The sequence below is a fragment of the Enterococcus sp. DIV1316a genome (genome assembly GCF_050536915.1).
GTDB classification, from domain to species: Bacteria; Bacillota; Bacilli; order Lactobacillales; family Enterococcaceae; genus Enterococcus; species Enterococcus faecalis.
This window is the reverse complement of sequence record NZ_CP172913.1, coordinates 17,663-32,173: the sequence shown is the minus strand read 5'-3', so window position 1 is coordinate 32,173 and position 14,511 is coordinate 17,663. Positions and strand designations below refer to the sequence as shown.

Annotated in this window: 13 protein-coding genes; 2 read left to right on the top strand and 11 right to left on the bottom strand. The window is 38.0% G+C overall.

Annotation, left to right across the window (positions count from 1 at the left end):
* Positions 1-62: 62 nt before the first annotated feature.
* The 4 genes from IGL56_RS00135 to IGL56_RS00120 form a co-directional block, all read right to left on the bottom strand.
* Positions 63-443 (bottom strand): RidA family protein, encoded by a 381-nt coding sequence (locus IGL56_RS00135; RefSeq protein WP_002356039.1) that lies wholly within the window; start codon positions 441-443, stop codon positions 63-65.
* Positions 444-542: 99 nt separating this feature from the next.
* A complete protein-coding gene (locus tag IGL56_RS00130; protein WP_002385471.1) occupies positions 543-1,757 on the bottom strand; it encodes a MalY/PatB family protein in 1,215 nt (404 codons plus the stop codon).
* A gap of 14 nt (positions 1,758-1,771) precedes the next feature.
* On the bottom strand, positions 1,772-3,340 hold the full coding sequence (gene malX, locus IGL56_RS00125) for a maltose/glucose-specific PTS transporter subunit IIBC (protein WP_002356037.1): 1,569 nt from the start codon (positions 3,338-3,340) through the stop codon (positions 1,772-1,774).
* A 148-nt stretch (positions 3,341-3,488) separates the two neighbouring features.
* Entirely contained in the window at positions 3,489-4,259 is a 771-nt protein-coding gene (locus tag IGL56_RS00120; protein ID WP_010773878.1) for a MurR/RpiR family transcriptional regulator, read from the bottom strand.
* Between the two features lie 197 nt (positions 4,260-4,456).
* Here IGL56_RS00120 and IGL56_RS00115 point away from each other — a divergent pair, with 197 nt between their 5' ends.
* Complete coding sequence (locus tag IGL56_RS00115; RefSeq protein WP_002381332.1) at positions 4,457-4,660, top strand: hypothetical protein; 204 nt, start codon at positions 4,457-4,459, stop codon at positions 4,658-4,660.
* Positions 4,661-4,706: 46 nt separating this feature from the next.
* Here the strand turns inward: IGL56_RS00115 and IGL56_RS00110 are convergent, their stop codons facing one another.
* The 7 genes from IGL56_RS00110 to IGL56_RS00080 form a co-directional block, all read right to left on the bottom strand.
* Positions 4,707-5,234 carry an HdeD family acid-resistance protein gene (locus IGL56_RS00110; RefSeq protein ID WP_002356034.1) on the bottom strand — a complete coding sequence of 176 codons (528 nt, stop codon included), beginning with the start codon at positions 5,232-5,234 and terminating at the stop codon, positions 4,707-4,709.
* A 247-nt stretch (positions 5,235-5,481) separates the two neighbouring features.
* Entirely contained in the window at positions 5,482-5,859 is a 378-nt protein-coding gene (locus tag IGL56_RS00105; RefSeq protein WP_002356033.1) for a DUF956 family protein, read from the bottom strand.
* 161 nt (positions 5,860-6,020) lie between these two features.
* Positions 6,021-6,932 (bottom strand): PTS system mannose/fructose/sorbose family transporter subunit IID, encoded by a 912-nt coding sequence (locus IGL56_RS00100; RefSeq protein ID WP_002356032.1) that lies wholly within the window; start codon positions 6,930-6,932, stop codon positions 6,021-6,023.
* Positions 6,933-6,954: 22 nt separating this feature from the next.
* Positions 6,955-7,758, bottom strand: a complete 804-nt coding sequence (locus IGL56_RS00095) for a PTS mannose/fructose/sorbose transporter subunit IIC (RefSeq protein WP_002356031.1) — start codon at positions 7,756-7,758, stop codon at positions 6,955-6,957.
* 34 nt (positions 7,759-7,792) lie between these two features.
* The gene (locus IGL56_RS00090) at positions 7,793-8,785 is read right to left on the bottom strand and encodes a mannose/fructose/sorbose PTS transporter subunit IIA (RefSeq protein ID WP_002356030.1); all 993 of its coding nucleotides are present in this window, start codon (positions 8,783-8,785) and stop codon (positions 7,793-7,795) included.
* 234 nt (positions 8,786-9,019) lie between these two features.
* Positions 9,020-9,532, bottom strand: a complete 513-nt coding sequence (locus tag IGL56_RS00085) for a mannose/fructose/sorbose PTS transporter subunit IIB (RefSeq protein WP_002385473.1) — start codon at positions 9,530-9,532, stop codon at positions 9,020-9,022.
* A 202-nt stretch (positions 9,533-9,734) separates the two neighbouring features.
* Positions 9,735-12,620: a sigma 54-interacting transcriptional regulator gene (locus IGL56_RS00080; RefSeq protein ID WP_002356028.1), complete on the bottom strand. Its 2,886-nt coding sequence runs from the start codon at positions 12,618-12,620 to the stop codon at positions 9,735-9,737.
* 252 nt (positions 12,621-12,872) lie between these two features.
* On the opposite strand from IGL56_RS00080, the gene IGL56_RS00075 reads away from it, so the two are divergent.
* Complete coding sequence (locus tag IGL56_RS00075; protein ID WP_002356027.1) at positions 12,873-14,504, top strand: ABC-F family ATP-binding cassette domain-containing protein; 1,632 nt, start codon at positions 12,873-12,875, stop codon at positions 14,502-14,504.
* Positions 14,505-14,511 lie beyond the last annotated feature (7 nt).

Sequence of the window (14,511 nt, the reverse complement as noted above, 5' to 3'; positions counted from 1 at the left end):
GAAAAAAAAGAGTGAGAAAAAAATCTAAGACGATTTTTTTCTCACTCTTTTAACTGTATTTTTTACGCCACTACTTCTGCGATAATCTCAATCTCCACCAACACATCCATCGGTAATTTAGAGATTTCAATCGTTGTGCGTGCAGGATATTCCGCACTAAAATACTCAGCATAGACTTCATTGAATGCCGTGAAATCTGCCATATTTTGTAAATAGCATGTCGTTTTGACTACATGAGCAAAATCACTACCAGCTTCTGTTAAAATCCCTTGAATATTTTTCAGTACCTGATTGGTTTGTTCTTTAATCGTTGTACCAACCACCTTGCCTGTTTCAGGATCCAGTGGAATCTGACCAGAAGTAATCAATAAACCATTCACAATTTTTGCTTGTGAATATGGCCCAATTGCTTGTGGTGCTTGCTTTGTTTTAATTGTTTTCATTTCTTTTCCCCCAGTAAATGACAAGTTGTTACTTTTTGTTATTTTATTTGTTTCTATTTTTCCATTGTACTGCAACCATTTTCGGAATGCTATCTTTTCTCAATTATTCCCAAGCGCTGATGCTGTGCCATCCTTTTGTAAAACAGCTTCAAAACCTTGACGCATCCTTTCAAGTCCTTCGTGTAGTTTTGCTTGCGAACAGCCAATATTTAACCGTAAAAATCGTTGCCCATTACCACCATATATCGAGCCGTCCATAATAGCGACTTTCCCCACAGAAACTAAAGCCTCTTGTAAGCGGGCCACATCTGGAACTGCCGCTGATACATCCAACCACATTAAGTAAGTGGCTTCCAGCTTCGTCACTTTAATTTTTGGCAAATATGTCTGTAAAAAATCTTTCACGTAACGTTGGTTCTCCGCTAAATAATCATTCAACTCGTCAACCCAAGTACCACATTTTTGATAGGCCGTCATGGTTGCTAGCATTCCCAAAATACTTGTTGATGATAGACCATCGGCGTTTTTTAATTTGAGCTGAAAAGCGTCACACAATTCGTTATCTGGAATTAAGGCGTAAGCAAAAATCAGTCCTGGAAAATTAAAGGTTTTCGTGCCACTGGTAATAATGGCAGATTTTTTATAATCAAATTGCGTAATTGGTCGATGAACTTGGCCTTTATTAACGATATCCATATGAATTTCATCAGAAAGTAAAAACACATCATACTGTTGGCACAATGAAACCATTCGCTCTAATTCCCATTGCTCCCAAACACGTCCTGTTGGATTATGCGGGGAACATAAAAGCAAACAGCGATTTTCTGGTTGCGCTAGTTTTTTTTCTAAATCAATAAAATCAATGCTGTAGCGCTTCTCTTGATAAAGCAGTTCATTTGCCACTACTTGCCGCTTATTTTCCTGAATAACTTTAAAAAATGCATCATAGGCAGGTGTTTGTAAAATAATGCCCTCCCCTTCGTTAGTCAATAATTGAATCAAAGCAGAAATACCATAGATAACGGTCGGGGTATACATAATCCAGTGTTCTTCAATCTTCGTCTGGAATCTTGTCTGGTACCACGTTTGAATTGCTTCTTTTAATTGCGGATGGTTCCACCTCGTGTAGCCAAATACTGGATGTTTCAAACGCTCCTGTAATGTTGCCAGAACTGCCTCTGGCACAGCAAAATCCGTATCGGAAATAGTGAAGGGAAGCAAGTCCGCTTCCCCAAATCGGTCTTCTACAAAATCCCACTGTGTACAATACGTTCCTCGTCGATCAATTGCTTTATCAAACGACACACTCTTCACCTTCTGTCTTTTTTCTAACCTAAAATCATCTCTAATTGATTACGGACCGTTGTCACTTTGGTTCCGATAATCACTTGTACATTCTGCGCATCTAAATGTACAACGCCTAAAGCCCCTAATTGCTTTAATTTGTCATCATCTACTTTATTAGCATCTGCTAACACTAAACGTAAACGCGTAATGCAATTATCAATAGCTTGAATATTCTCTTGCCCACCCAAAGCCGCTAAAATCCCAGGCGCATCATAGCCACTCGTTTTCTTATATTGAACTTCTTGATCGGTATATTCAGTCTCATCTAAGACCTTGTCTCGTCCAGGTGTTTTTAAATCAAAGGTTACAATGACTGTTTTAAAGACGAAATAATAAACAACAAACCAGATAGCGCCGACAATGAGAACCCACCACCATTTTGTATAAGTTCCTTGTAACAAGCCAAAAATAACAAAGTCCAGTAGCCCGCCATCAGTGTTCCCAATCACAACACCTAATAAAGCCATTACCATGAAACCTAGACCAGTCATAATGACATGAAACAGCCATAATAATGGACTAATAAATAAGAATAAAAATTCAATTGGTTCTGTAATGCCAGTGATAGCCGTAGCAATTACACCCGAAAGGAGTAAGCCTTTAATCTTATGTCGATTCGCCGGAGCTGCAGTATGATACATCGCAAGTGCCGCCGCTGGTAAGCCAAAAATAAAGGTCGGCATTTTCCCTTGTGACAAGAAAGCTGTTGCGCTTGGTGAAATCGGTAAATTATTTTGCAATTCTGCATAGAAAATATTTAACGCACCAAACACTTCTTTGCCAGCCACCACCGCTGAACCCCCTGCTTCAGTAAAACGAATCATGGAAACCAAAATATGATGCAACCCAAACGGTAACAGTAGACGTTCCCCTGAACCAAACAGAAAAGGCCCAAAAATACCAGAACGTTGGATAAGTTGGCCAATCGCCATAATCATTAGCGCGAAAAGTGGCCAAACTAACGGAATTACTAAGCCCACGAAGGCCATCACTAATGAAGTAATAATTGGTACAAACCGTGCGCCAGAAAAAAAGGCAAAACTATCTGGTAGTTGCACCGTATAAAATCGATTATGCAACTTATATACAATAAGCCCAGCGATAATTCCACCAAGAACGCCCATTTCAATCGTTTGAATCCCAAAAACCATTCCTTGGCCGGCTTCCCGCAACTGCTCAGGATCCACGAGGCGATTCGTCTGCACTAAATAGAAATTAATCGCTAAATTCATCACCGTATAGCCTACGAAACCTGAAAACGCAGCAATTCCTTTTTCTTTCCGAACTAACCCCAACGGAATGGCCATTGCAAACATGACAGGTAAATAGGCAAACGCAAAACCACCAATTGTCGACATAAATTGGAAAATAATTTTCACTGCGGGCTTTCCTAAAAACGGGACCGTTTCAATCATTGATTCACTGGAAAAAGAACTTCCTAATCCCAACAAAATCCCCATAAAAGCTAATAAAGCCACTGGCAACATAAACGTTTTGCCTAATCCTTGGAAAAACTCCCAGAAAGTCGCTTTCTTTTTCTTTACTGCCATTTCTTAACTCCTCCATTCATTCTTTACAAAGCTAAAAATGATTACGTTTACATTCATTGCCCTCATTATAACTAGCCCAAAACAAAGAAAAAAGAGGCTACACTCTTTCTGTATCCCCTTACATCATTTAGTATGGTGTTGCATAAAATTACCGCGGCTGCTTTGCCTCTGCATACATTAATAAAACCGTATCGAACAAACAAATGACAGCAATTCTTGAACTTAAATCTACGCGCTGATGATAACGTGTCGTCCCTTTGGCAAATAACGTCGTCGTCGACAATTTTTCCAAGGTGCTTCCTTTAGTCGAAATCAAACTAATCATCGGCACTTGCTGTTCCTGCGCTACACGTGCATACGCTAAAATCCCTTTAGTTTCTCCTGTATAACTGACAAAAATGGCTAAATCCTGTCCGTCCAGATTCTTAACTGCTGCCGCTTGTTCATCCCAATCAGATCGTGCATAGGCTTTTTTTCCTAAAAATGTTAGCTTTCGTGCAAAATCAGTACAAATAGGAAAACTGCCACCAACACCGAACACTTCAATCGTATTCGCACGCTCAATCATTTTAAGCATTTCCGCGACTTTGGCTTCATCCATTTGTTGAAAACTGTCTTGCACATTGGCGATCAACTGTTGCGTAATAGCTTGAAAACTACGACTATCGCTTTCTGTGCTCTCGCTCTGCACCGATTGGACGATCGCGTATTTTAATTCTTGGAAGCCTCGATAACCTAAGTGTTTTGCTGTCCGAGAAATAGTGGCTGTTGAGACAAACAACGCCTGCGCCACCTCATAAATGGTTTGTGAACTAATTTCCGTCATATGCGTCAAAATATAATCCAGTACTTGATTTTCAATTTTACTTAAATGATTTCGTTTCTTTTCTAACAAAGCGATTAATCCCTCAGTCGTCATCCAATCCCTCACTTTAAATCCTTTTTTATAATTATACACCAGAATATTCTGATTATTTCAATAAGAAAGTCCAAAATAACCAACAGCGGCTCCATCATTCGCCAGAGAAAAAAATCAGCCTTCCGATGGAGGTGCTTGTTGCGCGTTCTTGCTATACTCTGTATATAGAAAACAGGAAAAATTTGGAGGTAGTACGTATGAATAATCAACGACCAATGTTTATAAATATTCTTTTAGTGGTCCTTTTATTTTTAGTTGTCGGTTCACTCTTTAGTGCCGTTGTCGGTATCGTGGGAAGCTTATTGTGGCTAGCAGTAAAAATTTTAGTTCCCGTAGCGATTATCGTGTGGCTTGTTCGAACAATTTCGGGAAATAATGGCAACTGCCGCCGTCGTTATTAAAAAAAACCAGGTTTTCCTTTTCGGAAAACCTGTTTTTTTACTTCTTTTATCTAAAAGCATATACAATATTGCTAATACCAAACATCATAAAGTAGAAGCCAACTAAGAAGCTTAGAGTTAATGCTGAAGACAATGGATTAAATAATAACATTACACCTAAGATAATCCCTAAAACGTCAACAATTAATGTGAACCAGAAGTAACCTGTGCTTACTCGTTTAGCAAAATCTAAAGTAAATAAGCCGAAAATTGAGTCGAATAAAAACCAAATTGCAAAAACAAATGGTAACACAGCGACACCAATATTTAAGTTAAACAATAAGTAAACACCAATTAGGATATCAATAATCCCTAAGATGATTGGTGCATAAGCTTTGTAGCCTAGCAATTCTTTCATACGATTACGTACAAAAATTTCGAAAATCCCTTTAATAATAGCAAAAATCGCAAAAACCATCACAATGGCAATTAAATTACCGGCAGGATTTTGGAAAGAAATTAATGCAGTCAGAACAAATAGAATTCCTAATACTAATGAACCCCAGTCCATTCCATGATGTTGTCGTTGTTCCATGACACTCACTCCTCTATAAAATAATTTATTACACTTATTATGTTACTACTATTTTACAAGGTGTCAAATATTTTCATCGTGCTTTCTGAAAACCATTTCAATGATAACTCCATTAAAAACAACGTATCACTTGATTGTCTCTTTTTTGGTGCAAAATTGTGCCTTTTTTGTATAAATAAGTCCCTCGTTTTCCCACAAAAAAACCGCTACTTTTTCATCTAGTTTATAAAAAAGTAACAGTTATAAATTATTTTTTCTTTTTCCCAATCGAGAGAATCCCTCTTTTTATGACATCAAAGAAACTCAAAGATTGGACCATATGATCTGGGTCAACATATTCACGAATAGCTCGTAACACTCGCTTCGGCTCTTTTGAAGCAAACGTATACGTCCCATTTTTCTTGGTTTGAATCGCATAACGAGGAATCCATTTTCCTTTGAACATTACTGAAGCCAACACGTAATCGACTTCTTCCCACGGAATTTGGATAAACTTACGTGGATCTTTGGCATGGTAAAATTCAAACCCGCGGTCACCTATCATAATTTGTCCATAATCTGTTAATCCTGTAAATGCCGTCGCATCTATAACTAAATCAACTTTTGTGTTTAATGATTGTACCATGTTATCTGCTCCATTTCATTCGACTAATTCCTCTTTATTATACGTTTCTTTCCTGATCGAAACAAACAAAATTACATCTTTGTTTAAAAAAGCGGAAGAAAAGTTTCTCGACTTCTCTTCCGCTTTTTTTGATTAGAAGTAATGAACTTACTTCGTCATTCTTATAATAAGCCGATTAAGTGGCCGACAACGCCGACTACGAATAAACCAAGAATGATAACGATTGGGCTAACTTTTTTCTTCAATAACCACATACATAAGAATGTAAGTAGTAATGGTGCTAGACCTGGAATCAATTGATCTAAGTTATCTTGTAAAGTAGTAACTTTCGTTGGTGAAAGCGCCAAGCCTTGGTTCACTTGTTCAAAGGCTTTATGCATTCCTTCACCGCCAGCAGGAAGTTTATCCCACTCGATATAAGCACCTTTGTCTAACTTAACTTGTGAAACAATTGGTAAGAACTTAATCGATACCCAACGTTGAACCAATGCGGCCAGTACGAACATCCCTAAAATAGAAGCACCTTTTGTAATATCTTGTAGTAAACCACCTGAAAGGTCATCAGTAATTTTAGAACCTGCTTTGTAACCAAACTCTTGTGTATACCACATGAATGACCAACGAATTAAGTTCCAAGCAACGAAGAATAAGATTGGGCCTAAGATGTTACCACCCATTGCTAAGGAAGCACCTAAAGCGCCTAACATTGGACGAACAGTAAACCAGAAAACTGGGTCACCGACACCGGCTAAAGGACCCATCATCCCAACTTTAACCCCTTGAATCGCTACGTCATCAACTGGTGCGCCATTGGCACGTTCTTCTTCCAAAGCTAATGTTACACCAAGAATTGGTGAGGCAATGTATGGGTGTGTATTAAAGAACTCTAAGTGACGTTTTAACGCCGCTGAACGTTCTTCTTTCGTTTTATATAATTTTTTGATTGCTGGAATCATTGAGAATGCCCAGCCGCCGTTTTGCATACGTTCATAGTTCCAAGAACCTTGGATAAATGTTGAACGCCAAGCTACAGCTAAACGATCTTTTTTAGTTAATTGAATTTTTTCTGCCATTTTCTTTGCTCCTCCTTCAGAATTAGTAGTCGTTTAAAATATCGCCTAATGGGTCGCCAGAGTTGCCTCCGCCATTTGAGTTAGAAGAACCGCCCATTTTAGATAAGTTCAAGTAAATAAGAGCTAAAGCGACACCTAAAGCACCTAATGCGATTAATGTTAATTGAGAAATCGCTGCGACTACGAAACCGATAATGAAGAATGGCCATACTTCTTTTGTTGCCATCATGTTGATTACTAATGCATAACCTACGGCAACGACCATACCACCACCGATAGCCATACCATCAGTTAACCAAGCTGGCATTGATTCTAAGAAATTACGAACAGTGTCAGCAGGAATGAATAGTAAAGCACCTGCTGGAATCGCAATACGAATACCTTGTAAACATACAGCGAAAATGTGTAACATTTCAACTTGTTTAATGTTGCCTTTTTCAGCAGCCGCATCCATCATGTGAACGATTGGAACCGCAACTGTCCGAACGATCATTGTTAAGAACAAACCTGCAACCGCTAAAGGAACTGCGATGGCAATCGCTGAAGGAACACCTTTAACACCTTGGCCACCTAAAACTAAAATAATTGCTGAGGCAACAGATGCTAAAGCGGCATCCGGTGCAACGGCAGCCCCGATGTTCGCCCAACCTAACGCGATCATTTGTAAAGTACCACCTAAAACAATTCCGGCTTCTAAATTACCAGTAACTAATCCGATTAATGTACATGCTACTAACGGTTGGTGGAATTGGAACTCATCCAAAATCCCTTCCATACCAGCTAGAAAGGCAACGAGTAAAACTAAAATAATTGATATAACAGACATGATAAGCCTCCTATTTTGATTTGTATTTGGCGAGTTACGCGTTTGCTAACTCATTTTTTGCTTTTTTCAAAATTTCGTCCATATTCGCTTTTGAATCATTTGGCACTTTACGCACATCAAATTTGATGCCTTTAGCTTTTAATTCATCAAACGTATCAACGTCTTCTTGACCCATTGATAATACTTTGCTTACAACGACTTTTCCAACAGAGTGAGCCATTGAACCAACGTTTACTTCTGGGATTTCTACGCCGCCTTCAACCACTTTTAAGACGTCTTCAGGATTTTCAAATAATAATAATGCTTTTGTATTGCCAAAACGTGGATCTTTCGCTACTTCAATCATTTTACTGATTGGAATAACATTGGCTTTTACTCCTGGAGGAGCTGCTTGTTCGATTAATTTCTTACGTAAGTCATCTTTTGCAACGGCATCAGAAACAACAATAATTCTGTTTGGTTGTGTTGCTTTTGTCCAAGCTGTTGCTACTTGACCATGTAATAAACGTGAATCAATACGTGCTAGCACAAATTTAATTTTGCCATCGCCAACAACTGTACCTGGTGGTAACGAACCTTTTGGCTGTGCATCTTCTGTCGCAGCAGCTTTTGGTGCTTCTGCTGGTTGTAACTCTTCTGGTTTAACTTTGACACCATCTTTTGCTGTTTCAAGAATGTGTGTCGCAATTTCTTGTGCTGATTCCATAGAGAAACGAGAAGCATATGCTTCAATAACCATTGGTAAGTTCATACCTGCAACGATTGCCCATTTGTCTTTATGATCTTCTAACAATGAGTTCGCTTGGTTAAATGGTGTTCCTCCCCATAGGTCAACTAAAAATAGTACTTCGTCTTGATTGTCAAACGATGCAATGGCTTCTTGCATTTTTGCTTTTACATCATCGGGACCTTCGCTAGGCATTAACGTAACTGCTTTTACATTTTCTTGTTCGCCAAAGATCATTGCACCAGATTGCAAGATCCCTTCAGCAAATTCACCGTGACTTGCTAGGATAATTCCTACCATTTTTATACCTCCTGTATAATTGATGTTTTTTTTCATGGTTGTACTGCTAAACGCTTTCACTTTTTGAAAAAAATCAGATAAATCAGATTCTGACAAAAATAAATGAAAAAATTTCAATAGTTCTTGATTTTTTTCAACATCAGCACTTGCCTTTATCAATACAGTTCATGAAGCAATGATGTTGGTCCTAGGCCACCACATCCTTTCAATGTCTTTCGTCTGTAAAAATGAACGTCAGCTGGCGTTATTTTCTTTGCTACGCTCTTTTTTCAGTAAATCCATCAAATTCACTTGGCTGTCTGCTGCGACTTTTCGAATTTCCAATTCAATACCTTGTTCATTTAAAAACAGAAATGCTTTTAAATCGTTGGCATCCACTGCGACTGCATTCGTAATCATTCGCTTGCCTGTACTGAAACTCATTCCGCCAATATTCACAGAAGTTAGTTGTACACCGCCTTCGACCACTCGTTTCACGTCCAAAGGATTAGTGAATAACAACATGGCTCGAAACGAATCAAAACGAGGATCAGGGTAAACATCAATCATTTTTTGAACAGTGATGACATTTACTTTGACACCAGGTGGAGCAGCTTGAACCAACAAGGCTTTTCTCAAATTGTCATGAGCAACGGAATCACTAACCACTAAAATGCGATTAATGTTCGTCAATTTTGCCCAAACAGTTGCTACTTGGCCATGAATTAATCGATCATCAATTCGAGCTAAACGAATATCCATTACCATCGGGAATGCTCCTTTAAATTCATTTTTAAAGGTTAGGACCTTTGTCTTTTTACCTAAAAATTTTAGGTAAAAAGGGACACCTTATTATAAGCAAGTTTCGTGCCAACTTTAGTGTATCGGTTCGAAACCTAGAAAATTATAGGTTTTTTTAAGAAAATAAAAAAAACGATACACTAATAAATAGTGTATCGTTTTTTCTGTATTAATCTAGTGTATCAATTTCGGTGATTTTATCTTCGATACACTGAGCATTTTTGACTAACTGTGCGATAAAATAAACTTCTTCTGCTGGAACATCCATATTAAGAGCTTCTTCCATAGTCTCAATTGAGGCCACAATCACTGGATAAATTGGCTCTTGAACCAATCGACCAAGTTCTTTTTCTGAAACCGTCAGTGTATCATTCCGTAAAATACGCTCCAACATGCCCGATGTGTGCATAATCAAATTGATGTAAAATGTGTACTCTTCTGGCATCGCTAATTGGGTTTGGATATTTTTAGCGAATGACCACAACAGATCAATGATTTTTTTTCCATTAATGAAAGTGAAACTTTGCTCCATATATTTTAGACAAATTTCTTTTGCTGCCGCTTCGTCCAACGGCTTATTCATTACTTCTTCTTTCCGCTCTGCTAGTAATTGCTGAATAATTTTTTCTGCTTCACCGGAAAAGAAATTTTCCATGGAAATATAAGGAACTCCAATTTTGGGATTGGTAATCCCAGTTGTCGCAATAATTTCATAGTCTTCTTGAATTTTAGGCAAGACTTCTTTCATATTTACAATGGACAAAGGAATCACTTCTAAATGCCAATCTATTTGTGGCAAGACAGCTTCCTCAATAAGCTCTTTCATTCGGCGCGCAGTTCCTTCTCCAGAAGCGCAGATAGCAATAATTGCTCTTGTTTTCCAATTTTCAATGATTTGTTTCGTTTCACTTTGGCGAATATCGGCATAGCCATGAAAGTTTTTTAAGGACTCGTGAAGTGTTTCCAATTGTGTATCAATTAATGCGGTTTTGCGGGCCGCTTCAAGAACAATTGGCGTGGTCACCATGTCTACTGTCCGCACATCAATGCCTGTCTGGCGTACAATTTCTTCTGAAAACGTACTTAATGAACCCATGTCCACTAATAATAGTACGCCATTTTCTTCATTCACTTCACCAACTGCTTCAACGATTTTACGCAAAGCTTCTTTCGGTGGCATATCTAAAGGCATATCCACAGCCTTCAAATTATCAACATTTAACAATTGAGAAACCACTTGTACCATACTGCTAGCGGTACTATTTCCGTGCGCAGCCACGACAATGCCAATCCGGCCAGCCTCAGGATTTTCTCTTAAAGAAATGAGCAAAACAGCTAAATAGTAACTTTCAGATTCAGGAATCTCCATCTGATAACTACTTTCAATAATATTTTTAATTTCTTTTGCTGTTTCAAACTCTGTTGGATAATCTAAAACCATATTTCGAATACTTTCATTTAAAGGATGCTTAGGATCTTTGCCTAATTGGATGCGTTTCAAGAAAGAACTAATGTGTAAACTCATTGCATAAATAAAATTGGGTTGAAACGAATACGATAACCGCTTCGCTGCAAAATTATAAATTTTCTTAGTGACATCAATAATTCGTTGGTCAACAATTTCAGCCAATTTATTTTCTGTATCAAAGGTGAATCCATAATCTTTGTAGAAAGATTTTAAATGAACATTGATATCCGTTGTAATAAAATTATTAATTAGTTCTTGGTCCAAGCCGTCTGCTTTTAAGAGAGCCGCTTTATCTCCAATAATCTCATATAGATTGTAAGGCAATTCATAGGCATCTGACTGAATAGCTACTAAAGATTCATTTGGTGATACCACTAATTGCGGTTCCAGATATTTCGATAACTCCGACAATACTTCTCGATTACTGGCAAGTTGCATAATGCCTTCTTTAATATTGTCCGTTAATTCGTCCATCGTAATCATTAATTCCTCTTGTTCCATCTGATTAAGGAACCCTCGCGCAGTCACAAGTTGCACATTCGATTTTAGCTGACCGACATTTCCATAAGAAACACTTCCGATTAACGCTTTGACCACATCTTCTGACAAAGAGATTCGCCGTTGAATCCGCGCTGCTTCCATTGAAACCATCACTTTTAGGAGGTCAATTTTTTCTTTCGCAGGACGGTCACTAAAGTTCGGTAATTGAATGATAATCGGAATGCGTCGCACAAAAGTATTCAATAAAGAAGAAGTAGGATTCTCCGTCGTAGCACAAATAATCCGAACATCCGCATGATGTGATTTCACTGTTTCACCTAAACGCGCGTACACGCCGTGATCCATAAAATAAAAAATCATTTCTTGTCCTTCGGGTGGTAACCGATGTACTTCATCTAAAAACAGAATGCTGCCATCTGCTTCATCAATAATCCCTTCTTTCGCTTTCGTAGCGCCTGTGAAGGCCCCTTCTACATACCCAAATAAATGCGACATCAAAAGTTCTGGATTATGCGCATAGTCTGCACAGTTAAATACCACAAACTCTTTTTCTTTGGCCACAATTTGGTTCAGCTTCGCAAATTGAAACATGGCATGAGCAAAATAAGTTTTCCCAGAACCTGTTGGTCCAGTAATTAAACAATTCAAGCCTTTTGGCGGATATAAAATCGCTGCTTTGGCTTGTTCCACCGGCGTTTTCATGCTTCCAGCTGAACCGATAATTTTTTTGAAAATATCTTCAACTTCTGGGGTTTTGCTGGTCGTGACTACTGGTTCAACCAATGGTTCGATAAAAGTTTTTGTGGAGTGATCCATTGATTTTTCCCGATAACTTTTAACTGGCTTGGTTAATGGTCGATGCTGAAACGCCACCTGCGCGACATATTTTACTGGTCGACCAGATAATTTTTTCAAGCGCCCTTCACGAACGAGTTGATTCAAATCTTTACTAGCATTGGTCCGCTGAATGTTTAAACGTTCTGAAATTTCTTGTGTCGTGACTCCCGCATCACTTGTTAAGGTCATTGGCGTTAAATTCTTCGTTTGCTCTTTAACATATTGATAGATTTTTTCAATCCGCTTCATTTTTGATGGCTCCTTTAATCGATACACTAATTAATTTACATGATACAGTGTATCATTAAAAAAATACACTAAAAACCCTTTCATGAAAAAAATTTCTGTTTCACATGAAACATTTTAAAAAAGCGCCTTTTTTCTATAAAAAACCCACCTTTTTATTCGTTTCTGTAAAAAGATTGAAACTCCTTGAAAAAAGGTTCTGTAGCCGATATAATGCAGAGAGGTTCAAGAATATATTAAAAGCGAGGAAAACAATTGATTACTGTTAATGATGTAAGTTTACAATTTCCAGATCGTAAACTTTTTGAAGAAGTGAATATTAAATTTACTCCTGGCAACTGTTACGGCTTAATCGGCGCAAACGGTGCAGGAAAATCAACGTTTCTTAAAATTTTATCAGGTGAGATTCAACCGACAACTGGCGTGGTTTCAATGGGTCCTAATGAGCGACTAGCAACGCTGAAACAAAATCACTTTGACTACGAAGACTACACTGTTTTAGAAACTGTAATTATGGGACATAAACGTCTTTACGAAGTAATGAAAGAAAAAGATGCTATCTATATGAAAGAAGATTTTTCAGATGAAGATGGGATTCGTGCCGCAGAACTAGAAGGCGAATTTGCTGAACTTGACGGTTGGGAAGCAGAACCTGAAGCAGCTGTTTTACTCCAAGGGCTAAACATTCCAGAAGAATTACATGATCAAAAAATGAGCGAATTAACAGCTGGTCAAAAAGTCAAAGTATTATTAGCTCAATCTCTTTTTGGTAAACCAGATGTCTTACTATTAGACGAGCCGACAAATGGTTTAGATACCCGCTCAATCAATTGGTTAGAAGAATTTTTAATCAACTTTGAAAATACCGTTATCGTGGTTTCCCATGACCGTCATTTCCTAAACAAAGTCTGCACTCACATGGCAGATTTAGACTTTAGTAAAATCAAACTTTACGTTGGTAACTATGATTTCTGGTTGGAATCAAGCCAACTAGCGACAAAATTGCAAGCACAATCTAATGCCAAAAAAGAAGAACAAATCAAAGAATTACAAGACTTTATCGCTCGTTTTAGCGCCAATGCCTCAAAATCAAAACAAGCAACGTCTCGTAAAAAAATGTTAGATAAAATTACCTTAGATGACATTCAACCTTCCTCTCGTCGTTATCCATTCGTTGGTTTTACACCAGAACGTGAAATCGGCAATGACTTATTACAAGTTGAAAATGTCTCTGTAACGATTGATGGCAAAAAAATCTTAGATAATATCTCGTTCAACTTAACAAAAGATGATAAAGTGGCATTCATCGCTGACTCAGATATTACAACGACTACGTTATTCAAAGTGATTATGGGCGAAATTACTCCCGATACAGGTTCTGTTCGTTGGGGCGTTACAACTAGCCAAGCTTATTTACCAAAAGACAACAGCAAAGACTTTGAAGAGCCATTAACCATTTTAGATTGGTTACGTCAATTTGCTGGTAAAGAAGAAGATGACAATACGTTCTTACGTAGTTTCTTAGGTCGGATGTTATTCTCTGGTGAAGAGGTACTAAAACCAGTCAATGTTCTTTCCGGAGGCGAAAAAGTGCGTGTCATGCTTTCAAAATTAATGCTTTCCAAAGCCAATGTCTTAGTTTTAGATGATCCAACGAATCACTTAGACTTAGAATCAATCACTGCGTTAAATGATGGGTTGATGGCTTTCACTGGTTCAATTCTTTTTGCTTCACATGACCACCAATTTATCCAAACATTAGCGAACCGAATTATTGCTGTTTCTGATAAAGGGGTCATTGATCGGGCAGAAACAACCTATGACGAATTCTTGGAAAACCCAGAAATTCAAAAACAAATGGACATTTTATTCAGTTCAGATTATTAAAAAATGA